The 24,504-nt window shown below is 63.2% G+C and carries 22 protein-coding genes and 4 tRNA genes; 13 read left to right on the top strand and 13 right to left on the bottom strand.

From position 1 onward, the window contains the following. Positions 1-2 precede the first annotated feature (2 nt). From PVV74_RS18530 to PVV74_RS18560, 7 genes are all read right to left on the bottom strand, one after another. A complete protein-coding gene (locus PVV74_RS18530) occupies positions 3-722 on the bottom strand; it encodes a DUF3307 domain-containing protein (RefSeq protein ID WP_103764181.1) in 720 nt (239 codons plus the stop codon). After that, positions 719-1,336, bottom strand: coding sequence for a MarR family transcriptional regulator (locus PVV74_RS18535; RefSeq protein WP_274594265.1), 618 nt, complete (start codon positions 1,334-1,336; stop codon positions 719-721). The genes PVV74_RS18530 and PVV74_RS18535 overlap by 4 nt, the downstream gene beginning before the upstream one ends. 50 nt (positions 1,337-1,386) lie before the next feature. After that, a complete protein-coding gene (locus tag PVV74_RS18540; protein ID WP_103764183.1) occupies positions 1,387-1,749 on the bottom strand; it encodes an SUF system Fe-S cluster assembly protein in 363 nt (120 codons plus the stop codon). Positions 1,750-1,959: 210 nt separating this feature from the next. Beyond that, a complete protein-coding gene (gene rimK / locus PVV74_RS18545) occupies positions 1,960-3,366 on the bottom strand; it encodes a 30S ribosomal protein S6--L-glutamate ligase (RefSeq protein WP_103764184.1) in 1,407 nt (468 codons plus the stop codon). Between the two features lie 113 nt (positions 3,367-3,479). After that, a complete protein-coding gene (locus PVV74_RS18550; RefSeq protein WP_274594266.1) occupies positions 3,480-3,752 on the bottom strand; it encodes an NfeD family protein in 273 nt (90 codons plus the stop codon). After that, a complete protein-coding gene (locus PVV74_RS18555; RefSeq protein WP_103764186.1) occupies positions 3,749-4,639 on the bottom strand; it encodes an SPFH domain-containing protein in 891 nt (296 codons plus the stop codon). The genes PVV74_RS18550 and PVV74_RS18555 overlap by 4 nt, the downstream gene beginning before the upstream one ends. 87 nt (positions 4,640-4,726) lie before the next feature. Further along, positions 4,727-6,400: a mechanosensitive ion channel family protein gene (locus PVV74_RS18560; protein ID WP_274594267.1), complete on the bottom strand. Its 1,674-nt coding sequence runs from the start codon at positions 6,398-6,400 to the stop codon at positions 4,727-4,729. A gap of 151 nt (positions 6,401-6,551) precedes the next feature. Here PVV74_RS18560 and tgt point away from each other — a divergent pair, with 151 nt between their 5' ends. From tgt to PVV74_RS18575, 3 genes are all read left to right on the top strand, one after another. Next, positions 6,552-7,682 carry a tRNA guanosine(34) transglycosylase Tgt gene (gene tgt, locus PVV74_RS18565; protein WP_103764279.1) on the top strand — a complete coding sequence of 377 codons (1,131 nt, stop codon included), beginning with the start codon at positions 6,552-6,554 and terminating at the stop codon, positions 7,680-7,682. Between the two features lie 764 nt (positions 7,683-8,446). Next, positions 8,447-10,858, top strand: coding sequence for an endopeptidase La (gene lon, locus PVV74_RS18570; protein WP_103764188.1), 2,412 nt, complete (start codon positions 8,447-8,449; stop codon positions 10,856-10,858). A 524-nt stretch (positions 10,859-11,382) separates the two neighbouring features. Then, positions 11,383-12,108 (top strand): NAD(P)H-dependent oxidoreductase, encoded by a 726-nt coding sequence (locus tag PVV74_RS18575; RefSeq protein WP_274594268.1) that lies wholly within the window; start codon positions 11,383-11,385, stop codon positions 12,106-12,108. Positions 12,109-12,225: 117 nt separating this feature from the next. On the opposite strand, the gene PVV74_RS18580 is transcribed toward PVV74_RS18575, so the two are convergent. Beyond that, entirely contained in the window at positions 12,226-12,426 is a 201-nt protein-coding gene (locus PVV74_RS18580; protein ID WP_103764190.1) for a hypothetical protein, read from the bottom strand. A 127-nt stretch (positions 12,427-12,553) separates the two neighbouring features. Here PVV74_RS18580 and PVV74_RS18585 point away from each other — a divergent pair, with 127 nt between their 5' ends. Both PVV74_RS18585 and PVV74_RS18590 read left to right on the top strand, forming a co-directional pair. Beyond that, a complete protein-coding gene (locus PVV74_RS18585) occupies positions 12,554-12,919 on the top strand; it encodes an HU family DNA-binding protein (protein ID WP_274594269.1) in 366 nt (121 codons plus the stop codon). Positions 12,920-13,028: 109 nt separating this feature from the next. After that, a tRNA-Val gene (locus PVV74_RS18590) sits at positions 13,029-13,103 on the top strand. A 24-nt stretch (positions 13,104-13,127) separates the two neighbouring features. Here PVV74_RS18590 and PVV74_RS18595 read toward each other — a convergent pair. Next, positions 13,128-13,484 carry a hypothetical protein gene (locus PVV74_RS18595; protein ID WP_274594270.1) on the bottom strand — a complete coding sequence of 119 codons (357 nt, stop codon included), beginning with the start codon at positions 13,482-13,484 and terminating at the stop codon, positions 13,128-13,130. A 217-nt stretch (positions 13,485-13,701) separates the two neighbouring features. Here PVV74_RS18595 and PVV74_RS18600 point away from each other — a divergent pair. Then, positions 13,702-13,777, top strand: a tRNA-Val gene (locus PVV74_RS18600). 175 nt (positions 13,778-13,952) lie between these two features. Further along, the gene (locus tag PVV74_RS18605) at positions 13,953-14,639 is read left to right on the top strand and encodes a hypothetical protein (protein WP_103764193.1); all 687 of its coding nucleotides are present in this window, start codon (positions 13,953-13,955) and stop codon (positions 14,637-14,639) included. Here the strand turns inward: PVV74_RS18605 and PVV74_RS18610 are convergent. After that, positions 14,622-15,350, bottom strand: coding sequence for a hypothetical protein (locus PVV74_RS18610; RefSeq protein ID WP_274594271.1), 729 nt, complete (start codon positions 15,348-15,350; stop codon positions 14,622-14,624). The two genes, PVV74_RS18605 and PVV74_RS18610, sit on opposite strands and share 18 nt — an antisense overlap. A 300-nt stretch (positions 15,351-15,650) precedes the next feature. On the opposite strand from PVV74_RS18610, the gene PVV74_RS18615 reads away from it, so the two are divergent. Together PVV74_RS18615 and PVV74_RS18620 are read left to right on the top strand one after the other, a co-directional pair. Further along, positions 15,651-15,727 (top strand) — tRNA-Asp (locus tag PVV74_RS18615). Positions 15,728-15,753: 26 nt separating this feature from the next. Then, a tRNA-Asp gene (locus tag PVV74_RS18620) sits at positions 15,754-15,830 on the top strand. 16 nt (positions 15,831-15,846) lie between these two features. Here PVV74_RS18620 and PVV74_RS18625 read toward each other — a convergent pair. Both PVV74_RS18625 and PVV74_RS18630 read right to left on the bottom strand, forming a co-directional pair. Beyond that, a complete protein-coding gene (locus PVV74_RS18625) occupies positions 15,847-16,713 on the bottom strand; it encodes an alpha/beta fold hydrolase (protein ID WP_274594272.1) in 867 nt (288 codons plus the stop codon). Between the two features lie 3 nt (positions 16,714-16,716). Beyond that, positions 16,717-18,105 (bottom strand): dipeptidase, encoded by a 1,389-nt coding sequence (locus PVV74_RS18630; RefSeq protein ID WP_274594273.1) that lies wholly within the window; start codon positions 18,103-18,105, stop codon positions 16,717-16,719. A 249-nt stretch (positions 18,106-18,354) separates the two neighbouring features. Here PVV74_RS18630 and hemA point away from each other — a divergent pair, with 249 nt between their 5' ends. The 3 genes from hemA (at position 18,355) to ispG (ending at position 22,231) form a co-directional block, all read left to right on the top strand. Further along, positions 18,355-19,578, top strand: coding sequence for a 5-aminolevulinate synthase (hemA, locus tag PVV74_RS18635; protein WP_274594274.1), 1,224 nt, complete (start codon positions 18,355-18,357; stop codon positions 19,576-19,578). Between the two features lie 139 nt (positions 19,579-19,717). Then, positions 19,718-21,001: a helix-turn-helix domain-containing protein gene (locus tag PVV74_RS18640; protein ID WP_103764198.1), complete on the top strand. Its 1,284-nt coding sequence runs from the start codon at positions 19,718-19,720 to the stop codon at positions 20,999-21,001. Positions 21,002-21,097: 96 nt separating this feature from the next. Then, positions 21,098-22,231: a flavodoxin-dependent (E)-4-hydroxy-3-methylbut-2-enyl-diphosphate synthase gene (ispG, locus tag PVV74_RS18645; RefSeq protein ID WP_103764199.1), complete on the top strand. Its 1,134-nt coding sequence runs from the start codon at positions 21,098-21,100 to the stop codon at positions 22,229-22,231. A 39-nt stretch (positions 22,232-22,270) separates the two neighbouring features. Here the strand turns inward: ispG and PVV74_RS18650 are convergent, their stop codons facing one another. Then, complete coding sequence (locus tag PVV74_RS18650; protein WP_103764200.1) at positions 22,271-23,023, bottom strand: DsbA family protein; 753 nt, start codon at positions 23,021-23,023, stop codon at positions 22,271-22,273. A 213-nt stretch (positions 23,024-23,236) separates the two neighbouring features. Here PVV74_RS18650 and PVV74_RS18655 point away from each other — a divergent pair, with 213 nt between their 5' ends. Then, positions 23,237-24,448, top strand: a complete 1,212-nt coding sequence (locus tag PVV74_RS18655; RefSeq protein WP_103764201.1) for an N-acetylmuramoyl-L-alanine amidase — start codon at positions 23,237-23,239, stop codon at positions 24,446-24,448. Positions 24,449-24,504 lie beyond the last annotated feature (56 nt).

Consider the following 24,504-nt stretch of genomic DNA (forward strand, 5'->3'; position numbering starts at 1 on the left):
ATCTATGCAAGCCAAACGGCAATCTCAAGCGGGGGCAGCAAATCCATCCAGGCGCGCGTGGCCTCGGACACCAGGAACGCCCATGCAAAGGAGGCCAGCGTGCCGATGATCACGTATTCCGCCGTTTTCTGGTCACGCGCGGCGGTGCCGAAGCGCAGGATGGATTTCGCGGTGATCAGGAAGCCCACGCCAAGCGGTTGATTTGCCATGACGAAAAAGAAGATCAGCCCGCGTTCGATCAGCCCGATCTGGCGGCCGCCGTTGCGCAAGCCGCGTTGCTGGATAAGCACACCGTGCGAGCGCATCAGCAGGCCGACGGCGTACTGACCGGCGACCAGGGTGGTGACCAGCCCGGCCAGAAGCGCCATCAGCGGCAGCAAGGTCGGCGTGTCGGCCCATGCGCCGGTGGCCCAAAGGGTTGGGGCGTGAAACGCGACGGCGATGATCACCAGAAGATGCAGGGCCTGATCGGCGAGAAACGCGGTCAGCCCCTTGAAATTGCCGTAGGTTTTCGCGCAGTCGATGGCCACGTGCGCGGCGGCGAGGGCCAGCACGGGCAGCGCGGCGACCTGGCCCAGCGCGGCCAAGGAGGCCACCAGTACCAGCGCCCCGTGGAGGAGCATGACGCCGAAGTGACGCTTGTTGCGGTGAATCCAGTCCGTTTGCAGGACGAAATCGGACAGGACATGGGCGAAGAGGAGGGCGGTGAAGGTCTCGATCATTCCGACGCCTCCAAGAGTGTCAGGGCATCATGCAGGGCCGGGTAGCCGGCGGCGTGCAGGGCCTGGTCGATGGCCTGGCGGGAGATGCCGAGGCGGTCGGCGGCGACGCGGCGTGGCCCGGTCCCGGGGGGCAGCATCGCGGCCACGGCGCGGGCCTGGGCCTGTGTCCAGCCCTGCGCGATGTGGTCGGCAAGGCGGTAGGTGGCATCGAGCGGGCCACCGGCGGCGTGCGCGAGAAGCGTGTTGCCAGTGAGCGACTCCAGCAGGCGGCCCGAGGCGCTGAACGCGGGGCCGTGGGCGCTGTTGGGGTTGGCGTCAGGCCCGTCGGGCAGGGTGCCTTTGCCGGTGGCGACGGCGATGCGGGATTGCACGGCCGGGTCCAACGCCATCAGGCTGGATTGCAGGTAAAGCGTTGATCTGAGGTCATATCTGGATGCGTTGACCGCCAGTTGCCAACCGTCGCCTCCGCGCCGTCCGAAGGCCGCACTAGCGTCTTGGCTCCAAGCGGAAATGTCATCTGACAGCCGATCGAGGCAGGCCATGACATCGTCGAGACGCTTTGCCGAAAGGGCAGTGGACTCGACGATATCGCCGGTGAAGACGGTCCAGATCATGCGCAAGTAATATTGCTTGCTTTTGCAAAATGCAAGCGCTTTTGCTTGCCTTACATGAATCCGAGTTCGAGGCGGGCCTCGTCGCTCATCATGTCCATGCCCCAGGGCGGCTCCCACGTCAGATCAACATCAACTTGTTTCACACCTGCTAACGGCTCGATCGCCTCGGCAACCCAGCCCGGCATCTCGCCGGCAACGGGGCAGCCCGGGGCGGTCAGGGTCATGATGACGCTGACCTCGTTCTCGGCGGTGATGTCGATCGTGTAGATCAGGCCCAGATCGTAGATATTCACAGGGATTTCAGGGTCATAGACCGAGCGGCACGCCTCGACGATCTGATCGTAAAGCGGGTGATCCGTGCTGGAGGGCGCGATCAGCGGCGCGCCTTCGAGGGGTTCTGGCTGCTGGGTCATGTCACATCCTGTGCGGTTATCCGACTGAATATATAAGGATACGAGAGCGGCGCGTCCAGAGGGCGCGCGGTGGATTAACACCTCGATTTCGGCCGGAAGGGCGGGGGTGACACGCGTGCACCCCCCGTGCACCGGGCGTGCACCGCCCCGGCGCGCCACCAGACGGCGCGCATTGCTTAACGCGCGGCGGATGACGTTGCGTGGCCGGCCCTATTTGCCGGAGCGGCGGCGGCGGATCGGGGCAGGGCGCACGCGGCTTTCGATGTCGTCGTAGAGCATGCCGACGATGTTCTTGCCAGTGGAGGTCTCGATGCCTTCCATGCCGGGCGAGGAGTTGACTTCGAGCACCTTGGGCCCGGCCTCGGCCCGCAGAAGGTCGACGCCCGCCAGCCCCAGGCCGAAAGCGCGGGCGGCGCGCAGGGCGGTCTCGCGCTCGGTCTTGGTGATGCGCACCGACTTGGCCGAGCCGCCACGATGCAGGTTGGAGCGGAAGTCGCCCTCGGCCCCGGTGCGTTTCATAGAGGCGACGACCTTGCCGCCGATCACGAGGCAGCGGATATCCTCGCCCGCGGCCTCCTTGACGAAATCCTGCACGAGGAAGTTGGCCTTGAGGCCGCGGAAGGCGTCGATCACGCTCTCGGCGGCCTTCTTGGTTTCGGCGAGGACAACGCCCTTTCCTTGCGTCGACTCCAGCAGCTTGACGATCAGGGGCGCGGTGCCCACGAGGCCGATGAGGTTGCCGGTGTCCTGCGGCGAGGCCGCGAAGGCGGTGTTGGGCATCCCGACCTTGGCGCGGGCCATCAGCTGATGCGCATAGAGCTTGTCGCGGCTGGAGGAGATGCCGGCCGAAGGGTTCACGCAATAGGTGCCGATGGTCTCGAACTGGCGCACGACGGCGGCGCCGTAGGACGTGATCGAGGCGCCGATGCGCGGGATGACGGCGTCGTAGCGGGGCAGGCGCTTGCCGTCGTAATGCACCTCGGGTGCCAGCGTGTTGATCGCCATGTAGCAGCGCGTGGTGTCGATGACCTCGACGGAATGGCCGCGCTTCTCGCCCTCCTCGACGAGGCGGCGGGTGGAATAGTTGTTTTCCCGCGACAGCACCGCGATGCGCAGGGAGCGGTTGGGCTGGGCCTCGCGCATCTTCTTGGTGTGATAGACCTCGTAGTTCAGTTCGGGCTGAAGGAAGCGGTCGGTGGCGACGATCGAGATGTGATCCTTGAGTGCCGTGCGGCCCAGCAGCATCCGGCTGTTCATGGTCGAGCGGTTGGTCAGCGTGATCTCGATGGGCCAGGACTGGCCCGCGACCTCGAGCTTGCTTTCGATGACGTAGCGCAGTTCCTTCTCGCCGTTCGAGGACGCCACCTCGCGCCGGTCCACGATGGGGGCGGAGCAGGGGATCACCAGGTCGTCGCGGCCCGGGATCGGGTGGACGGTGAAGCGAACCTTGGGTTTCGAGGACGGCCCGAAGGTTTCGATGTCAAAGGCGTGCAGCGCGGAGGTGCGCGCGCCGGTATCCACCTTGGCCCGCAACGCCGGCACGCCCAGTCCGGGCAGGGAAATCCATTCTTCCCAGCCAAAGTTCAGGATCTCGGGGCTGTCGGCGGAGTCTGTCATGGAACGGCCTTTTGGTTGTGGATCGGTCGGCGGTGGAACTGCAAGTTTCACCACGTAATGCATGTCGGCACAAGGTTACGGAAAAGTGACGGTCGCGGGGGCGGCGCGTGGAGCTACTTGTTGATGTCTTCGTCGAAATAGCGGGTCTGGTCGTCAGACGCCCGGAAGACGCGGCGCAGTATCAGCCATGCCACCAGCGAGATCCCCGCGAAGAGGGCGAGGAGCGTCGGCGGCGCGAAGGGGCCGAACAGGGCAACCAGCGGAGCCATGACCGCGGCCCCGGCCGCGATCCCGAGGAAGATGTAGCCCGGCATCAGCAGTTCGAGAATGGCGATGGCCAGCGCGGCGCAGAGCCAGACCCACCAGTGCGACAGCAGGTCGATCATGGCTTGCCCTTGAGCATGGTGAAAGCGTTGGCGAAGGCCTCGACCGCGTGGGCGGGCACGATGACGGTTTGAGATGACGGTCCCTGGCCCAGGGCGTTGAGCGCCTCGACCTGCTTCAGGGCGACCTGGTATTGCGCGGCTTCCAGCCCGTTATCGGCGATGGCGCGGGCCACGACGCCGGTGGCGTAGGCCTCGGCGTCGGCCTGGATGCGGCGGGCCTCGGCGGTCTTCTCGGCGGCGTAGAGATCGGCGTCGGCGGCCAGTTCGACGGCGCGTTTCTGGCCCTCGGCCTCGGTCACCTGCGCGCGGCGGGCGCGTTCGGCGTTGAGCTGTTGCAGCATGGCTTCGCGCGTGGCCTGGTCGAGGTTGACGTCGAGGATCTCGGCCCGGGTGACCTCGATCCCCCAGTTGTCGACGGCGTCCTCGACATGCTGCTTGATCGTGTCGATCAGTTGCGAGCGGTTGGCCTGCACGTCGTCGAGATCCATCTTGCCGATCTCGGCGCGCACGATCCCGGCGACCGTGGTGGCGATGGCGGCGTCCACGTCGCGTATGCGGTAGACGGTCTTTTCGGGATTGGTGATGCGGTAGAAAACGGAGGTTTCAACCTCGACCAGCACGTTGTCGCGGGTGATGGCGTCCTGGCTGGCATTGGGCAACTGGCGTTCGAGGATCGAGACGCGGTGCCGGATCTTGTCGAGGAAGGGCACGATGAAATTGATTCCCGGCCCCAGCACCGAGCGCAGGCGACCGAAGCGTTCGACGACATGCTGTTCGGATTGCGGAACGATCTTCACGCCCTGGAAGATCACGATGAACAGCAGCAGCGCGAGCAAGATGTAGGACAGGTTGGAAGAGAGCAGGTCGATAATCTGGTCTTCGGTCATCGGGATCCCCGTTGAAAAGGTCCCGGTTTAATAGGGCCAGCGCGCGCGCCAATGCAAGGCTTTGGTGGCGGTGCCGGGCGCGCGGGATCAGCCGTCGGGGTAATCCTGCGCGGGGCCTTGCGGCAGGAACGGCTTGCCGGTTTCCTTTTCGAGCTCGGCCGCGCGGGCCAGCAGGCGTTCGCGGCAGGCGGTTTCGAGATCCCAGAAGGTGGACTGGTCGGGCGTGGGCAGGCCGAAGAGGACCTTCTTGCCGAAGACGTCCTGGTCGGCGACCCAGACGCCCGCGTCCTCCTTGGACCCCAGCGTGCCGTCGTCGATCTCGTCCATGATCTCGAAGAACGCCTTGCGCAGGGCCTCGACATCGGCGGTCTGGGCAAAGGTCATGCGGATGGGGCGGGTCATCTCGCGGTCGCCGGCGGAGAGGTTCTCGAAAGGGTGTTTGACGAAGTGGCTGACCGGCACGATGAAGCGGTTGCCGGTCCAGATTGCCAGCTGGACATAGGTGAAGTGGATGCGCTCGACGGTGCAGAAGCGGTCCTCGAAGATGATCTGGTCGCCGATGCGGGCCGAGCGGTTCAGCGCGATCTGCACGGCGGCGAGCAGGTTGCCGAGCACTTCGCGGGCGGCGAAACCCAGCACGATGGTGATCGCACCCGCGCCGGCCAGAAGCGTGTAACCCAGCGAATTGAAGACCTGCACAGAGCTGAGCAGCGTGGCGGCGCCTGTGATCACCGCCAAGATGATGACGAACTTGCGGAAGCCCGACAGCATGGTGGCCATGTTGCGGTAGTGCGAATTGCCGGGGACGGCCAGTTCCTCCGGGCTGTTGAGGCTGACACGGTCGAAGATCTCGTCGGCGACGCGCACGGCGGCCAGGGACAAGCCCACGACGTAGCCCAGCAGCACCAGCGGCCCGACGATGACGCTGATCGGGCCGGTGACCACCAGAAGGCGGTTGGTGGCAAAGCCGATGATGGCGGAGATCACGATGATGGTGGCGGGCAGGCGGAAGGCGCGTACGCAGGCCTGAACGATCCTGCGGCTGGAGAACTTCCCGAGCCAGCCGACGAGGTGATACGCGAGATAGCCCAATAGGAAGGCAATGACGGTGATGACGGGCAGCACCAGCCATTCCCAGACATACATCCCGAAGGGTCCGCGTTCACGCGCCCAGGGGGGCATCGCCATTTCCAGCTTGGTCGGCTTGAACCGTTCGTAGAGCGCCGGGATATCGCGCACGCTTTGGCGCGAGATGACCCAGACGGGATCGCCGTTCGCGGGTTTCACGCGGTTCAGGCGCAGGGGCACGGGCCGCTTTTCCAGCTCCAGCATGTTGAGCAGGATCGAGCGGCGCACGCGGCCGGCACCGGGATCTTCCTGGGCGCCGTCAAGCCAGCCGTCGGGCCGGTCCGAGAGGTCAGTCCACGGGATCAGCACCTGCCGGTCGATGATCATCTTCAGTTGCCGCGCGAGGTTCGCGCCGCGGTTGGCCTGCGCGTCGAGTGGCAGGTCCCCGAGGTCCAGCAGGTGGGCCGCGGCGCCGTACTGGTCGTCGTCGAAGAAAGACAGAAGCGATTCCATCGCCGAGCGGGGCGTGTCGCGGTCGAGCGCCGCGGGAGGCTCGGGCAGACCGGGGTTCAGCAGGTCGATCTCGAAATAGGGCTCTTGCGCCAAGGCCGCGGATGCGCCGGACAGTATGACAAGAAGCGCCGCCAAGAGGCTGCGCAACGAGGCGGCGATGTTGTGCATGTGTATCTTCACGTGTCCCGTCGTTTTTGTTTCACCATAACCCAGCCTGTCTCGGTTTGGTTCATTTTCTTCTGCGTGCCGTGGCGTCGGGCCCATATGCGGGATGATTGAAGCTTTCGTCAAAGGCGTTATGGAGGGCGCATCGAGGTCAAAGGGTGATGACATGACGAACGGGGTCGCATTCGAGTTGGGCGGAACGGACGGGCAGGCGCGGACGGGGGTGATCCGCACGCCGCGGGGCGAGGTGCGCACGCCGGCCTTCATGCCGGTGGGGACCGCCGCCACGGTCAAGGCGATGATGCCCGGATCGGTGCGCGAGACCGGCGCGGATATCCTGCTGGGCAATACCTATCACCTGATGCTGCGCCCCACGGCAGAGCGGATCGACGCCCTGGGCGGCTTGCATCGGTTCATGAACTGGGAGCGGCCGATCCTGACAGACAGCGGCGGGTTCCAGGTGATGAGCCTTGCGGGGTTGCGCAAGCTGACCGAGGAGGGCGTCACGTTCAAGAGCCATATCGACGGGTCGAAGCACGAGCTGACGCCGGAGCGGTCGATGGAGATCCAGCGCCTCTTGGGCAGCGATATCGTGATGTGTTTCGACGAATGTCCCGCGCTGCCGGCGAGCGACGACGAGGTGGCGCGGGCGATGCGCCTGTCGATGCGGTGGGCGGCGCGGTCGAAGGACGCGTTCGGCGACCGGCCGGGGCATGCGCTTTTCGGGATCATGCAGGGCGGCGTGACGCAGGAGTTGCGCGAGGAAAGCGCCAAGGCGTTGGTCGAGATCGGGTTCGACGGCTACGCCATCGGCGGGCTTGCGGTGGGCGAGGGGCAGGAGGCCATGTTCGGCGTGCTGGATTATGCCACCGGGTACCTGCCGCAGGACAAGCCGCGCTACCTGATGGGGGTGGGCAAGCCTGATGACATCGTGGGCGCCGTGAAGCGTGGCGTGGACATGATGGATTGCGTTCTGCCGTCGCGGTCGGGGCGGACGGGGCAGGTGTTCACCCGGCACGGCGTGCTGAACATCAAGAACGCCCGGCACCAGGACGACCCGAGGCCCCTGGACGAGGCCTGCACCTGTCCGGCATGCAGAAACTATTCCCGTGCCTACCTGCATCACGTGTTCCGCAGCCAGGAGATCATCAGTTCCATGCTGCTGACCTGGCACAACCTGCATTACTACCAGGAGATCATGGCGGGGATGCGCGAGGCGATCGCCGCCGGAGCGTTCGACGCGTGGGAGGCGGAGTTTCATGCCCGGCGGGCTGAAGGGGATATCGCGCCGATTTGATAAAGATCTCTGATGTTTAGCCAGGGCGCCGGTTTTCGGACCCAGATTGTTTCCAAAACGTGATCTAAATTCGTTAGGCGGTGGGCGGATTTTCGCTTATACTGGTTCTATCATTTTGGGAAGTGATATATATTACAATGACTTACGCTGCCTTTACTTTTAGCTGGATGTTTGTCGCACTTTTCGCGGCAATGTTGCTCGCCTGACTTGAATCTCGCGTCAGGCATGTTGTGTGCCATGAAATGTACCGGTCCCGTAGCAGGGGCCGGTACATCTTTTTTGAACCCGGCGGCGGTAGAGCGCGACCCAGAGGCATCACGACACTGTGACAGACTGGGAGCAATGAGATGACCTATGCCGCATTCACCTTCAGCTGGGCCTCGGTGGCTGTTCTGGCCGCGATTTTTCTGGCCTGACGCGCCGTCGATTTCAGGGCCAGGTCGTGGGGGGCGAACCTCGGACTTCGACCTTGGTCACCCAGCCTGTTCCAGCCCGTCTGTTCAGGGTGGGCACGTGCAGGCCGGGGCCGCCACCTTGTCAAATCGAACCGTTCTAGAAGGCCTTCTTTGCGGCGCCAGCGGTAAGACTGCGCATATTTGATGCTTGTACCCTTGCGTGGCGCAAGGCATTCTGCACGCGACCTGGCCGGGAGCGAGGTTGAATCCGGGCCGCGAGCGCCCAGATTAACAGTATCGAAACGGAGAAGGACGGTGGTTGCCGCGATGTCGGGACCGGAGCCTTCTTGCCAATACAGGATAACGAGCATGTTAGAACCCCTTAACGCCTCTTACCCGGTCTTGCCGCTACGCGACATCGTCGTGTTCCCGCACATGATCGTGCCGCTTTTCGTCGGGCGCGACAAATCCGTGCGTGCGCTTGAAGAGGTGATGCAGGACGACAAACAGATCCTGCTGTCGAGCCAGATCGACCCGGGCGAGGACGATCCCAATGCCGACGGTATCTACAATTCCGGCGTTCTGGCGAACGTGCTGCAACTGCTGAAGCTGCCCGACGGCACCGTGAAGGTGCTGGTCGAAGGTGTGGCGCGGGTCAAGATCACCGAGTACCTCGAAAACGAGAATTTCTTCGAGGCGCGGGCCGAGTACCTGTCGGAAATGCCGGGCGACGCCGCGACGATCGAGGCGCTGTTGCGCACCGTGTCGGACGAGTTCGCACGCTATGCCAAGGTCAAGAAGAACATCCCCGAAGAGGCGCTGGCCGCCGTGACAGAGGCCGACGATGCCGCCAAGCTGGCCGACCTGGTGTCGGGGCATCTGGGCATCGAAGTGGCGCAGAAGCAGGAACTGCTGGAGACGCTGAGCGTCAGCGAGCGGCTTGAAAAGGTCTATGGCCTGATGCAGGGCGAGATGAGCGTTCTGCAGGTCGAGAAGAAGATCAAGACGCGCGTGAAGAGCCAGATGGAGCGTACGCAGCGCGAATATTACCTGAATGAGCAGATGAAGGCCATTCAGAAGGAGCTGGGCGATGGCGAGGACGGCGAAGGCGAGATTGCCGAGCTGGAAGAGCGCATCGAGAACACCAAGCTGTCGAAAGAGGCGCGCGAGAAGGCCGAGGGCGAGCTGAAGAAGCTCAAGAACATGAGCCCGATGAGCGCCGAGGCCACGGTGGTGCGCAACTACCTGGACTGGATGCTGTCGATCCCGTGGGGCAAGAAATCCCGCGTGAAAAAGGATCTGGGCCGGGCGCAGGACGTGCTGGACAAGGATCACTATGGCCTTGAGAAGGTCAAGGAGCGGATCGTCGAGTACCTGGCCGTGCAGCAACGCTCGAAAAAGCTGAAGGGTCCGATCATGTGCCTTGTCGGCCCGCCGGGCGTGGGCAAGACGAGCCTTGGCAAATCCGTGGCGCGCGCCACGGGCCGCGAGTTCATCCGCATCAGCCTGGGTGGCGTGCGCGACGAGTCCGAGATCCGCGGGCACCGCCGGACGTACATCGGCTCCATGCCGGGCAAGATCATCCAGTCGCTGAAAAAGGCGAAGACGACCAACCCGCTGATCCTGCTCGACGAGATCGACAAGATGGGCCAGGATTTCCGTGGCGACCCCGCGTCGGCCATGCTGGAGGTGCTGGACCCCGAGCAGAACGGGACCTTCGTGGACCACTACCTCGAGGTCGAGTACGACCTGTCGAACGTGATGTTCCTGACCACGGCGAACTCCTACAACATGCCGGGGCCGCTGTTGGACCGGATGGAGATCATTCCGCTGGCCGGTTACACCGAGGATGAAAAGCGCGAGATCGCCAAGCAGCACCTTCTGGCCAAGCAGATCAAGAACCACGGTCTGAAGCAGAAGGAGTTCAGCCTGGACGACAGCGCGCTGACGGCGATCATCCGGCATTACACCCGCGAGGCGGGCGTGCGGAACCTCGAGCGCGAGATCAGCAAGGTGTGCCGCAAGGCGCTGACCAAGATCATCAAGAAAGAGGCCGAGCGCGTCGACGTGACGTCGGAGAATATCGACGATTTCCTTGGCGTGAAGAAGTTCCGCTATGGCCTTGCCGAAGAGAAGGACCAGGTGGGTGTCGTCACCGGGCTGGCCTATACCTCGGTCGGTGGCGAGCTTTTGAACATCGAGGCGCTACGCCTGCCGGGCAAGGGCCGGATGAAGACCACCGGCACGCTGGGCGACGTGATGAAGGAGTCTATCGACGCCGCGTCTTCTTATGTGCGGTCGATCAGTCCTCAGATCGGGGTGAAACCGCCGCGGTTCGAGAAGTGGGACATCCACGTGCACGTGCCCGAGGGCGCGACGCCCAAGGACGGGCCGAGCGCGGGTCTGGCGATGGTGACGTCCATCGTGTCCGTGCTGACCGGCATTCCCGTCCGCAAGGACATCGCCATGACCGGCGAGGTCACGCTCCGTGGTAATGCGCTGGCCATCGGCGGGCTGAAGGAGAAGCTGCTGGCGGCCTTGCGTGGTGGCATCAAGACGGTGCTGATCCCGCAGGAGAACGAAAAGGACCTGGCCGAGATCCCCGACAACGTGAAAGAGGGGCTGGAGATCATCCCCGTCGAACACGTGAGCGATGTTCTGAAACTGGCGCTGGTGGACACGCCCGAGCCGGTGGAATGGGACGAAGCAGCCGAAGAGGCTGCCGCCGCGGAAGCTGCGCGGAAGTCCGGCGAAGACGGGGCAGGGGCCGTGACCCACTGAACCTGCCGCACCCGTCGAACAAAGGGCGCCCAGAGTGACGCTGGTCCCTTACCGGACGTGTTGAGTACGCAAGCGCGATCTTGGGCGCACCACGGCACTGAAAATGCGAATGCCCCGCAGAGACCTGCGGGGCATTTTCAGGTTCCGGAGGTCGGCATTGCGGGACTTTGCTGTCGTTCCCGACGGCGGCAAACGCCAGCCCGAAGGCGGGGCTGACGATCGCCGGGCCACTGCAAATGACGACTAGACGGTGCCGCTCGCGGTCTGCATCAACGCGCTTTGGCTGCTCCCGCACCAATCGAGAACAGCGCGCAAACGGGCGGTTTGGGGGAACTCGGGATGCATCGGCGACCAAAGGTCGATAGCGAGTCCGCCCAGGCGATCTGCGGAACTGTCTGGCACTTGTTCCAGTCAAGCGTGCTGTTCATCTGTGCAAGATTCATTTTCATTAATGTCTGATGAAGTATCAAAAATGAAAACCTATTCTCAGACACGACCGGAAATAAGCACGGAGAGCAGCGCACATGCATACCCATATCGTTCATGCCCATCCCGAGCCGTTATCCTACAATGGCGCCCTCACGCGTGCCGCCGAAACACAGATGAAACAGCAGGGCGGTACCGTCACGACGAGCGATCTCTACGGCGCGGGGTTTGATCCGGTCGAGACGGGCCGGCATTATTCGAACCGCGCCGAGCCGGAGCGCTTTGTTCCCCTCGCGGAGCAGCGCCACGCCTGGCGCAGCGATACCGTGCCCGAGGATATACGCACGGAGATCGCCAACCTTGAACGCGCGGCTCTCGTGATCCTTCAGTTTCCGCTATGGTGGCACGGTCCGCCGGCAATCCTTAAGGGCTGGATGGACCGGGTCTTCATGAATGGCGGTCTCTATACCAGCCGGATGCGCTATGGCGCGGGATATTTCAAAGGGCGGCGCGCTCTCGTTTCGGTGACCACAGGCGCGCCCTGCGCCGCCTTTGGCCCGAAAAGCCGGGGCGGCGATTTCGAGACCATGTTATGGCCCGTTCAATACTCGATGCACTACATGGGTTTCGCGGTCCTGCCGCCCTTCATCTCGTATGGCGTGCAGGGGCATGGTTACAGCTACGAAGATCGGGAAACGCTCGAAGAGAGATTGAGCGACAACCTCGGGAACTGGGCGTTACACTTGTCGAGGTTGGACGACGCAGAGCGACTTCGCTTTCCTGACTGGCCGGATTGGGATGAGGATGGACGCGCGACTGGATAGACGGGCCGGTATCCAAACCCGAGTGATGGCGCGCGCGATGCGGTCGCCGACATGGGGGGGCGCGGGCTGCAAGCCGCGCGCCGTCAATCCGGTTGTTTTCGTTCGCTGAGGTGCGGCTTAGAAAGCGCCGCCGGCGATCGCCATGGTGAACACGTAGATCAGCGTTATCATCAGGATATCGATTTTGGCCGTGGAATCCTCGACAGCGGCGTCCATGACGATCTGCTGATCGAGAACGGGGTCCGAGAGGTTTCCGGCGACGGCGGGTTCGATCAGGACAAGCGATGCGAAGGCGGCTGCGGCAATGATTTTTTTCACTTTGCAATCCCCGAATTTGAGATGACCGAATCTTATGCGTCGAAGCCGAACAAAGGTCAACTCGGCGGTAGCAATCGCCGCATTTTCAGGTATCGTGTTGCAAAACTTCACTGAAAGAGGCCCAAAAATGGCATCGCGCAGTACAGCCAGCACTAAATCCGGAGCGTCCACGAAGGAAACGGGCCCCGCGGCCAAACCGGAGCTGGAAGTGGTTACCGAAACCTCCGGTGCCGATATCCTGTCGACCGAACTCAAGAAGCAGGAACTCTTCCAATTGGTGGCAGAGCGGGCCGATCTGAACAAGAACAAGGTCAAGCCGGTGGTCGAGGCCATGCTCGAGGTTCTGGGCGAGGCGCTCGCGGAGGGGCGGGAACTGAACCTCAAGCCATTCGGCAAGGTCAAGATCAACCGGCAGAAAGATGTTGGCAACGCGCGCGTCACGGTCGCCAAGATCCGTCAGGCCAAATCGGACAGCCCGGCTGACGGAACCTGACGCTACGGGAGGCGTAAGCCGACGTGGCGAGAAGTCGATTGCCGACCGGATTTCCGTGCAGCTTTGCTATTGCACCGTTGCGAAAGGGGCGCTAAACAGCGGCTCCGGCGGGCGATTAGCTCAGTGGTAGAGCGCTTCGTTCACATCGAAGATGTCAGAAGTTCGAATCTTCTATCGCCCACCATCTTCCGCCCGGAAAACCGCAGCGTCAGAGCGTTATCATACGCCAGACGCCGAAGCCGATAACCAGTAGCGTCACAAGCACCACGGCTGGCCAGCTCCATCCCGGCCAGTGCGGGGGGAAGCTGCGGCGCAAGACCTGTAGCGACGTTGCGAGGAACCACGCGAGGCTAAGCGCCAGGAGCATGAGGAAGGCCCTGATCTGGGCCGTGTCCCCGCCGCGCGCGCGGTACCCCAGAAGGTCAAGGTAATGCACAAGCCAAAGACATACCAAGACGCCGGCCGACAACAGCGCGGCCGTCAGCGCCTTGCGTCCATAGGGAAGCAAGGCCAGGGAAAGGAACAATGCCGCGGGAACGGCGGCGGCCAGAAGGGGTGTTGCCATGCTTGGGGGCCGGTTGTCTTTCGTCTGTTCGAGACACTATTCCTGATTGTCGCGATCCGGATACCTTTTCAGGCAAACACGACGCGATTGACCAGAGATGTTGCGTAAAAGTTATGTTTGAGGTCGCGGCAGGTCGGGACCTGCTGCAGAATGCCGTGTCGCGGGCGCTGATGCGTCTTGCAAGGCGTTGAAGGTGTTGCTAGAGGATGCCGGCGAGGGGCGGTTAGCTCAGTTGGTAGAGCGCTTCGTTTACACCGAAGATGCCGGGGGTTCGAGTCCCTCACCGCCCACCATTCCTCCTTGCTTTCGCGCTTTTTCTTGATCCGGGACAACTGTTTCTTTGACAGAAACATACCGTTTTTGAGGATCGGAGTCATTTTAACCTGCATTCCGGGCTGTTAACCATGTCTGGCAGCCGGGAACGAACCCGACGCGGGGATGTAGGTTGGCGCGGGGAAACAAAGCCAGATGCTGAATTCACTTGATGTCATCAAAGTCGGTGGCGCCTGTGTCGCCGGGCTTGGCCGCAACGGCTATCGCATTGAGACGGTTTCCGACTTCGAAGAGATGGAGCAGCTGGTGCGCACGCACGGAAAAACCAGCGTGACCGCGAAGCTGTCGTCCCATTACAACGACTTCACCGAAAACTCGGGCTTCTGGCTGGTGCTTTGGGAAGGCGAGACATTCGTCGCAGCGGTCGCCACGCGGTACGACGATGTCGGTCGCGAAAGCATGGGAGACTACATGCGCCGCACCATGCGCCGGCATTATCCCCATCCCTCCGGCGACACGTTGCTTCAGTTCACCACGGCGCTGCCGCCGGGGTTTCACGGACGCATGGCCTATATCGGTGAGCTGTTCGTGGCGCCGGGGCAGCGCGGATCACGGCAGCGGCTGCGGCAGATGATGTTGCTTTTGCATTGCTGCATCGCCACCAAGTGGCCGATCGACTGGACCTACGCGATGATGCGGGACCGGGACGTCATGGCAGGGTTCGCCACGACATACGGTTTTACCGTGCAGCTTCCCGGCGTTGCGAAATGGGCCGACCCGGCGCCGCCGGGACGGGCCGACAGCGAATGGCTCGTGGCGCTGTCATCCGAGCATCTTGCCCACATGATGTCGTATTACGCCGGCTCACTCGAGAGCTTGTGAATAGTTCAGCACGAACTTGTTGCCCTGTCCGTCACGCACCGGCAGCAGCAGGCGCTTGTAAGTGAACCGCAGCGGAAAGCTGTGGCCGGGCAGCATCACGTCGATCTCCTCGATCGTCAGCTTGGGTTCGCCGCGCGTCGCCTCGACATGGGCCAGCCGGACGCTTTCGCAGAGATTGTCGTCGAAGGTGGTGAAGAGATAGCGCAGGTGCTCGGCCGTCTGGATGCCGAAGCTCTGGGCGGCAAGGCTCTGGTGGCCGATCTTGTAGGGCTCGGGCAGGCGGGAGTGTTCGTCGGGCGCAAGGTAGAGATCGACATGTTCGCTGAGCGTGTCGAAATTGGTCAGGACGCCGCCTTGCTGGTGCCACCAGGTCAGGACATCGTCAAGCAAGGGCCGCGCGCCACGCTGGGACAGCTTGCGGTGCGCCTCGCGGGTGACGGAGGTCAGGATGCGTTCGGCCTGAGCGGTGACGATACGGTTGTCGATCTCGCCGCCGGCCAGAGTGATCTGGTCGTTGAGGCCCGCGATCTGGTTCGGCGTGATCCCGAGGGCCGAGCAGATTTTGACGACGCTGGAGTAACCCGGGTCACTTTTCGATGACAGGAGGTTGGATATGTAGCGTTCACCCTGACCGATCTCGAGCGACAGGCCTTTGTAATCGTAAGACGAACCTTTGATGTATGTTTTCAGTCGGTCATGAAAATCCAGCACGGGGCAAAATCCTGTTTTACGGATCAGTAGTCACATATAAGAGGTCGCTCGCATTCTCGTCAAATAGCGATTGACCTTGCACCAGTAAAGGATCTTAGACCCTTTCACCGCTCTACCTGTGCGGGAATCGGGGAAAAACACTGTTTCCCGGAACTGACGCAGCGTCACATAAACGGATGAAAGCCTTGCCGGCAGCGCCCCGGAAAAACCTGTAGCTTTGGCGCGGTGACCGCTTGACGAGGCGCGGCGTGCCGCCTAAACAGCACCTCACGCTCGGGCACGGTTCCGGGCTTGCAGCGGGCGGTTGTAGCTCAGTTGGTTAGAGTGCCGGCCTGTCACGCCGGAGGTCGCGGGTTCGAGCCCCGTCAACCGCGCCACTGCTGCAGAATAATACGACCTTTGCGCGGTTGTAGCTCAGTTGGTTAGAGTGCCGGCCTGTCACGCCGGAGGTCGCGGGTTCGAGCCCCGTCAACCGCGCCACGTATCCCTCTTGAATTCAAAGAAAGAAATTGCGTAGCGCCGCAATGGTCGCGTCGGGCGCGGTGTCGATGAAAAAGTGCCCGCCCGGTATGGTGTCCGCCCGGATGTCGGTGCATTTCGAGGCCCAGGTGGCCGGCACGTCATAGGCGCGGGCCATGGCGCCGCTCGCACCATAGAGAATCAGTGTGGGGCAGGTGATGCGGGCCCCCAGATCATCGGCATCGTCATGCACGTCATGGGCAATGGCGGCGCGGTAATCGTTGCACATGCCCCGGATCGTGTCGCGCCTGCGCCAGCTGTCGCGATAGGCGGTCAGCTGATCGGGATCGAAATCCGACAGGTCGGCAGCACCCCAGCCAGTGAGGCAGGAGTGGAAATAGGCGTCCGGGTCGGCGGCAATCATGTCCTCTATAAGGGCACCGGGCTGGGCCAGGAAGAACCAGTGGTAATAGGCCTGCGCCACGTCCATCCGCAATTCCGTCAAGAGCGTGTGGGTGGGGACGATATCCATCAGGCAGGCAGCGGTGACGGCCTGGGGCGCATCGAGAGCCAGTCGGTGCGTCACGCGGCCGCCCCGGTCATGCCCGGCCACCGCGAACTGCGCATGTCCGAGGCTGGACATCAGCGCAACTTGATCGCGCGCCATCTCGCGAAAGCTGCAGGCGGCGACATCCTGCGGCTTCGCGCTGTCGCCGTAGCCGCGCAGGTCGGGGCAGACCACGGTGTGGGTTTCCGCCAGCGCCGGGGCCACGCGGGCCCAGAGCGCGCGGGTCTGCGGGAAGCCGTGCAACAGCAGCAGCGGCGGGCCGGAGCCGCCGATGCTGTAGACGATGTCTATGCCGTTGACCTGCGCGGTCGCGTGGCGAAAGCCGGGGATGGGCATGGTCTAGCGCGACAGCCGGTCGAGCACGCGCGCCCAACTGCGGATGCCCTTGTGAAAGCTTTCGACGTTGTATTTCTCGTTGGGCGAATGGATGGCGTCGTCTTCCTGGGCGAAACCGATCAGCATGGAATCGAGCGACAGGATGTCCTTGAAAAAGCCCGCGATGGGGATCGAGCCGCCCATGCCGACGAACACGGCCTCGCGGTCCCATTCATCGGACAGCGCCTGGCGGGCGGCCTCGAATTCGGGGCGGTCGATGTTCATCACCGCCGCAGGTGAGCCGTCGAGGTCGTCGTTCCAGGTGACGCGGGCGTCGGGTGACAGGCGGTCCTCGACATGTTTGCGGATGTTCACGCGCAGCGCGTCGGGGTCCATGTCGTCGACCAGCCGGCAGGTCAGCTTGCAATGTGCCTCGGCGGGGATGACCGTCTTGGTGCCCGCACCCTGGTAGCCACCCCAGAGGCCGTTGATTTCCAGCGTGGGCCGGGCCCATTGCTGGACGAGCGTGCTGTAGCCTTCCTCGCCATGGGGACGGGTGAAGCCGACCGAGGACAGGTATTCCTCTTCATCGAAGCCGCAGCCTTCCCATTGGCGCAAAAGCTCTGCCGGGACCTCGCGCACGCCGTCATAGAAGCCGTCGACGGCGACGCGGCCGGTGTCGTCGTGGAAGGAGGCGATGATGTGCGAGATTTCCTTGAGCGGGTTCAGGGCCGGGCCGCCGTAATGGCCCGAATGCAGGTCGATGCGGGGGCCGTGGATGGTGAACTCGTCCTTCATCATGCCGCGCAGTTGCGAGGCGATGGAGGGCACGCCGGGGGCGACCATCGAGGTGTCGCAGATCAGGGCGAGGTCTGCCTGAAGCTCTTGGGCGTTCTCTTTCATGAAGGGGATGAGGGACGGCGAGCCCGATTCCTCTTCGCCCTCGAAGAAGAAAGTGATGCGGCAGGGCAGTTCGCCGGTGACGTGCTTGTAGGCGCGGCAGGCCTCGACAAAGGTCATGAGCTGGCCCTTGTCGTCGGAGGCGCCGCGGCCGCGGATGACCTGGCCTGCATCGGTGTCCTGAATTTGTGGATCGAAGGGATCGGTCTTCCACAAGTCGAGCGGGTCGACGGGCTGGACGTCGTAATGGCCGTAGAACAAGAGGTGCGGGCCGGTGCCGTCCGAAGGCCCGTCGACGTGGCCCACGACCATCGGGTGGCCGGTGGTGGGGCGCTTCTCGGCCTTGACGCCAAGGCTTTGCAGGTCGGCAACCAGCCAGTCGGCAGCGTCTTCGGTGGGTTGCTTGAAGGCAGGGTCGGTGGAAATGGAGGGGATGCGCAGAAGTTCCTTCAGGCGGTCCATCGCGTCGGGCATTTGAGCGTCGATACGGGTGAGAATGGCGTCGAGGGACATGCGCGGGCTCCGGTCTGAAGGGGTTGTTGCGCGGACCCTACCACCGCGCGCCGCACTGTCCAGTGGGATCGGGGCGGGGCCGTGCCATTGCGACCAAAGGAGGGGCCGGGCCGCTGTTGCCAGTCGGGCAGGGGCGTGGCAATTTGTAACCTGTTGCGCGGGATGGCTTAAACTTATATCCGGCGCATCAAAGGCGAAGCTGGACGCCTCCGCGCCGCGCTCTCGTCAGACTGCCAGGAGGGGATCCGCGTGGATTACACTGCCAAGCTCGACGCCGCATTGAGCCGTCTTCACGAGGAAGGGCGTTACCGCACCTTCATCGATATCGAACGGACGAACGGCCAGTTCCCGCACGCGGTGTGGAAGCGGCCCGACGGGGTCGAGCAGCCCATTACCGTGTGGTGCGGCAACGATTATCTCGGCATGGGTCAGCATCCTGTCGTGCTGGAGGCGATGCACGAAGCGCTGGACGCCACCGGCGCGGGATCGGGCGGCACGCGCAACATCTCGGGCACGACGGTCTATCACAAGCGGCTGGAAGCGGAGCTTGCAGATCTGCACGGAAAAGAGGCAGCGCTGCTTTTTACGTCGGCATATATCGCGAATGACGCGACGCTGTCGACGCTGCCCAAGCTGTTCCCCGGGCTGATCATCTATTCGGATTCGCTGAACCACGCCTCGATGATCGAGGGCATCCGCCGCAATGGCGGCGACAAGCGGATCTTCCGGCATAACGACCTGGACCACCTGCGCGAGATGATGGCGGCGGACGACCCCGATGTGCCGAAGATGATCGCCTTCGAGTCGATCTATTCGATGGACGGCGATTTCGGCCCCATCGCCGAGATCTGCGACATCGCCGACGAGTTCGGTGCGCTGACCTACCTCGACGAGGTACACGCGGTTGGTATGTATGGCCCGCGTGGCGGCGGCGTGGCCGAGCGTGACTGGCTGATGCACCGGATCGACATCATCAACGGCACGCTGGCCAAGGCCTTTGGCGTGATGGGCGGCTACATTGCCGCAAGTGACAAAATGTGTGACGCCATAAGGTCTTATGCGCCGGGCTTCATCTTCACGACATCGCTTCCGCCGGCCGTGGCCGCAGGAGCAGCGGCGTCCGTCGCGCATCTGAAGCGTGACCAGGATCTGCGCGAGCAACACCAGACGCAGGCGAAGATCCTGAAGCTGCGCCTGAAAGGGCTGGGGATGCCGATCATCGACCACGGCACCCATATCGTTCCGGTGATCGTCGGGGATCCGGTCCACACCAAGCAACTGTCGGACATGCTGTTGGACGGTTACGGCATTTATGTCCAGCCAATCAACTTCCCGACCGTGCCGCGTGGCACGGAACGTTTGCGGTTCACGCCGTCGCCCGTGCATGGTCCGAACGAGATGGACCACCTCGTTAACGCGATGGATGAGCTTTGGAGCCATTGCGCGCTGAATCGTGCCGAAATGTCAGCATAATGTCGTCACAGGTGCATTGTTTCTTGTGCTGTGATAATACAGCGTAAACAAGAAGGGCATCGTGCGAATCGGACAGACCCGGAATAGGGTTTTCGCGCGGCGGGACAAACACAGGCACGAAGTTAGAGGGCAGAACCTGATGATAGGGTTCCGATCCAAGCGGAGTACGGACGAGACCGGGGGTGAGCCGCGCGGCTTCGACGCCTTCGAGCTTCGTCTTGGCGACCTCATGCGCGGCGAACGCGCGACCATCGGTAAATCCCTTCTCGACGTGGAGCGCGAGCTTCGCATCAAGGCCTCGTATATCGCGGCGATCGAGAATTGTGATCCGGACGCTTTCGACACGCCGGGGTTCATCCCCGGGTACGTCCGGTCCTACGCTCGTTACCTGAACATGGATCCCGACAGGGCCTTTGCGGGCTTCTGCGCGGAAAGCGGCTTTTCCATTGCGCACGGCATGTCTGCCGAGGCCAGCAGTATCCGCCGCCCGGATGCAGGGCCGCTGCGCCGGCAGCCGCGCAAGGAAGACCCCATCGCCCTGCCCAAGACACCCTTCGTGCCGGCCACGGAATCGTTTCTGGCGCGGATCGAGCCCGGTGCGATCGGTTCGGTCATGGTTCTGGCCCTGCTGATCGGTGGGCTGGGATATGGCGGATGGAGCATTCTGAACGAAGTGCAGCGCGTCCAGTTCGCGCCGGTGGAAAATACGCCCGCGGTTCTGAGCGACCTTGACCCGCTCGACGGGGCCGGTGTCGCGGCTGCGGACAACAGTGGCGAGACGCAGGAGAATGACCCTGCAACGACCGCATCGGTGTTCAACGCCCCGCGGGACGAGCGGCTGGATCGGCTGTACCGTCCCGAGGCGCTTGAGGTTCCGGTCATGATCGCGCGTGATGCGCCGATCTCGACTCTCAACCCGGCCGAAATGGGCGCGTTCAGCGGCGACCTGCCGGAAGCGGACCGGACATCGCCCGACTATGCCTCGGCAACGGCGGGCGCGACCCAGGTCACCGAAGTTCAGGAGCCTCAGCCTCAGAACCAGCCGCGTCAAAGCCCGCAGGTCCTGGCCGAACAACCGGCGGGCGTGAAGATGGTTGCCGTGCGCCCCGCCTGGGTGCGCGTGCAGGCCCCGGACGGCAGCGTGATCTACGAAACGATCATGAATGCGGGCGACACGTGGGATGTGCCTGTGATGGAAGACGCGCCGACGATCCGGATCGGCGAAAGCGGTGCCATATATTTCGCGGTCAACGGCGTGCATCACGGCCCGGCCGGGCAACGCGGGCAGGTCACATCCGGTCTTCCGCTCGATTCCCAGATGCTCGCAGATGCCTTGCCTGTTGCAAACCTGGAGGCGGACCAGGACCTGTCGCGTTACGTCGCCGAGCTTGAGGCCCGCGCCGAGACGCCGATCCAGGATTGATCGCGCAGGGGCGGCAAATCTTGGCGACCGCATTGTCATCCACGATCGGCCTGCTTACGTTCGGCGTGAAAAGCACACTTGGCTGAAGGCGCAAAGATGTCCCTGAACCACATTCGTCCATGGCGTAACATTTACCGTCGCACAAGCCGCCGGATCATGGTGGGCGATGTCCCCGTCGGGGGCGATGCGCCGATCAGCGTGCAGACGATGACCAATACCGCCACGACGGACATCCCGGGCACCATCGCGCAGGTTCAGGCCGCCGCGGATGCCGGTGCCGACATCGTGCGTATCTCGGTGCCGGATGAGGACAGCTCGAGGGCTTTGAAGGAAATCGTCCGCGAAAGCCCGGTGCCGATCGTGGCGGACATCCACTTTCACTATCGCCGCGGCATCGAGGCGGCCGAGGCGGGTGCGGCCTGCCTGCGGATCAACCCCGGCAATATCGGCAGTCAGGACCGTGTGCGCGAAGTGATCAAGGCGGCGCGCGACCACGGCTGTTCCATGCGCATCGGCGTGAATGCCGGGTCGCTGGAAAAGCACCTGTTGGACAAGTATGGCGAGCCCACGCCCGAGGCGATGGTGGAATCGGGGCTGGACCATATCAAGGTTCTGGAAGACAACGATTTTCACGAGTTCAAGATCAGCTGCAAGGCGTCGGACGTGTTCATGGCTGCCGCCGCCTACCAGGCGCTGGCGGAGGCGACCGACGCGCCGATCCACCTCGGGATCACCGAGGCGGGGGGGCTGACCTCGGGCACGATCAAGAGCGCGATCGGTCTTGGCAACCTGCTGTGGATGGGCATTGGCGACACGATCCGGGTCAGCCTATCGGCCGATCCGGTCGAAGAGGTCAAGGTCGGCTACGAGATCCTGAAGTCGCTGGGCCTGCGGCATCGCGGGGTCAACATCATTTCCTGCCCCAGCTGCGCGCGGCAGGGCTTTGACGTGATCAAGACGGTCGAAACGCTGGAACAACGGCTGGAGCACATCAAGACGCCGATGAGCCTGAGTATCATCGGATGCGTGGTCAACGGGCCGGGCGAGGCGCTGATGACCGATGTCGGCTTTACCGGCGGCGGCGCGGGCAGCGGCATGGTCTACCTGGCCGGCAAGGCCAGCCACAAGATGTCGAATGACCAGATGATCGAGCATATCGTCGAAGAGGTCGAAAAGAAGGCCGCCGCGTTGGAGGCCGAGGGAGCGGAAGAGCCGCAAGCTGCGGAATAAGTATATATTGCAGCGGCTTGCAGATGGTTCTTCGCGCGGTCACCCGCCGTTGCGGATATCCTCTGCGATCAATTCCATCTCGGCTTGCGGGACATAGCCGCGCAGCATCTGGTTTTCCATCACGAAGGACGGCGTGCCGGAAATCTGAAGGGCGCGGCCAAGTGCGTGGTTGGTCTCGATCACCTCGGAGACGGCGTCGCTTCCCATTTCCGCGATGATTTCGTCGAACGGAAGGCCGAGCGGTTCGGCGATCCGGCGCAGTGCCGGTTCGGTGATATCACCGGAATAGGCAATCAGTGCCTCGCTGACGGAATGATAGGCCTCATCCCCGGCCACCTGCCGGGTTGCGATGGCAAAGCGCGAGGCGGTCACCGACTGTTCGCCAAGAATGGGAAACTCCTTCAGCACGAAGCGGATGTTGCCGTCTTCTTCCAGCAGGTTGGTCACCTCGGGGTGGGCGCGTTTGCAGTAGCCGCAACGGTAGTCGATGAACTCGACCAGGGTGATGTCGCCCTCGGGATTGCCGCCGACCCAGGAACTGTCGTCGTTGAAGAGCGCGTCCGCGTTTTCCGCGACAAGGTCCTGATCGTTCTGCGCCTGCGCCTCGGCCTCGCGCTGTTCCAGGACCGAGACGGCCTCCATGATCACTTCCGGATTTTCCAGAAGGTAGGCGCGAATTTCCTCGCGAAAGGCTTCGCGTTCGGCGTCGGACATGGACTCGAGGTCGAGCGCGCTGACGGGCAGGGCGCAACTCAAGGTCAGGGCGGTCGCTGAGACAAGGCGGCGGATCATCCGGGGCTCTCCTGTACGTAAGACGTGGCATGTGTCGGGTTTCAGAGCGAAGAGGTCAAGGCGTTATAGGTCCGATCCCCTTATCGTGATGAATGGCGTGGATGCCGTTTGGGACCGGACGTACCGTCAGAGCAGCGAAAAAGCGGGCTGTGGGAATCGCCGGGGCTGGTGTAAGGTGTGGTTCAACAAGACCGATGAAAGCGGCTGAGCAGTATGATCCGGGTGTTTCTGGCTTTGATGATGTGCCTTTGGGCAATGGGTGCGAACGCGCAGTCCTTTGGCGGGCTGGCGCGTGTCGACATGGAGGGATCGCGCCTGTCGGACACGCGGCAGGGGCTGGTTCTGGAACTGGCGCTGAGCCAGGGCGTGCCGTGGCGCGTGTTCACGCTGGACGCGCCGGAACGGCTGGTGGTCGACTTCCGCGAAGTGGACTGGCGCGGCGTGGACGGTACGCTTTTGGACATGGCGGAGCGTGCGCGCGAGGTGCGCGTGGGGTCGTTTCAGCCCGGCTGGTCCCGCATGGTGGTCGCGCTGACGGGGCCGTTTGGCATCGAGGCCGCGGATATGGCGTTGGATGCGGAAGCCGGCACGGCGCAGCTTGTGATCGAACTGGAGGAGACGTCACCAGAGACGTTCGCCGCAGCCGCTGGAGCGCCAGACCTGCCGGGTTGGGATTTGCGCAAGGCCTCTGGTCTGGATCGCATGGAAAAGGATGCGGACAAACCCTTTACCGTGGTGATCGACCCGGGCCATGGCGGGATCGATCCGGGGGCCGAAAAGGATGGTCTGGCGGAAAAGGATCTGATGTTGGCGCTGGCGCGGGAAATGAAAGATGTGCTGGTGCGCGACGCCGACATCCGGGTGGTTCTGACGCGCGAGGATGACAGCTTCGTCTCGCTGGAACGGCGCGTGGCCATCGCGCACCAGGTCCGCGCGGATTTGTTCCTGTCGCTTCATGCCGATGCGCTGAGCGAGGGGCGGGCGCATGGTGCGACCGTCTATACCCTGTCCGACAGCGCGTCCGACAAGGCCTCCGAGGCGCTGGCCGAACGGCATGACCGGGCCGACCTGCTGGCCGGGATCGACCTGACCGGCTCGGATGACACGGTCGCCGACGTGCTGATGGACCTGGCCCGGTTGGAAACACAGCCCCGTGCAGGCCAGCTTGCCAAGGCGATCCAACTGGGCATTCGCGAGAACGGCCTGCCCTTGAATTCGCGGCCCATGAGGATGGCGGGATTTTCGGTGCTGAAGTCGCCGGATATCCCGTCGGTGCTGCTGGAGGTGGGTTTTCTCAGTTCCGACCGTGACCGGGCGAATATCGCCGACAAGGCCTGGCGGGACCGGATGGCACAGGCGGTCAGCGACGCGGTCGTCGCCTGGAGAATGGCCGACGCCGCCAATGCCGAACTGGTGCGGCAATGAGGCGCTTATGGTCGTCCCACGCGGGAATGTGTTTTGACGCGCTTTGCGGCGACGAC

Source organism: Roseovarius sp. SK2, from assembly GCF_028807495.1.
GTDB lineage: Bacteria > Pseudomonadota > Alphaproteobacteria > Rhodobacterales > Rhodobacteraceae > Roseovarius > Roseovarius confluentis.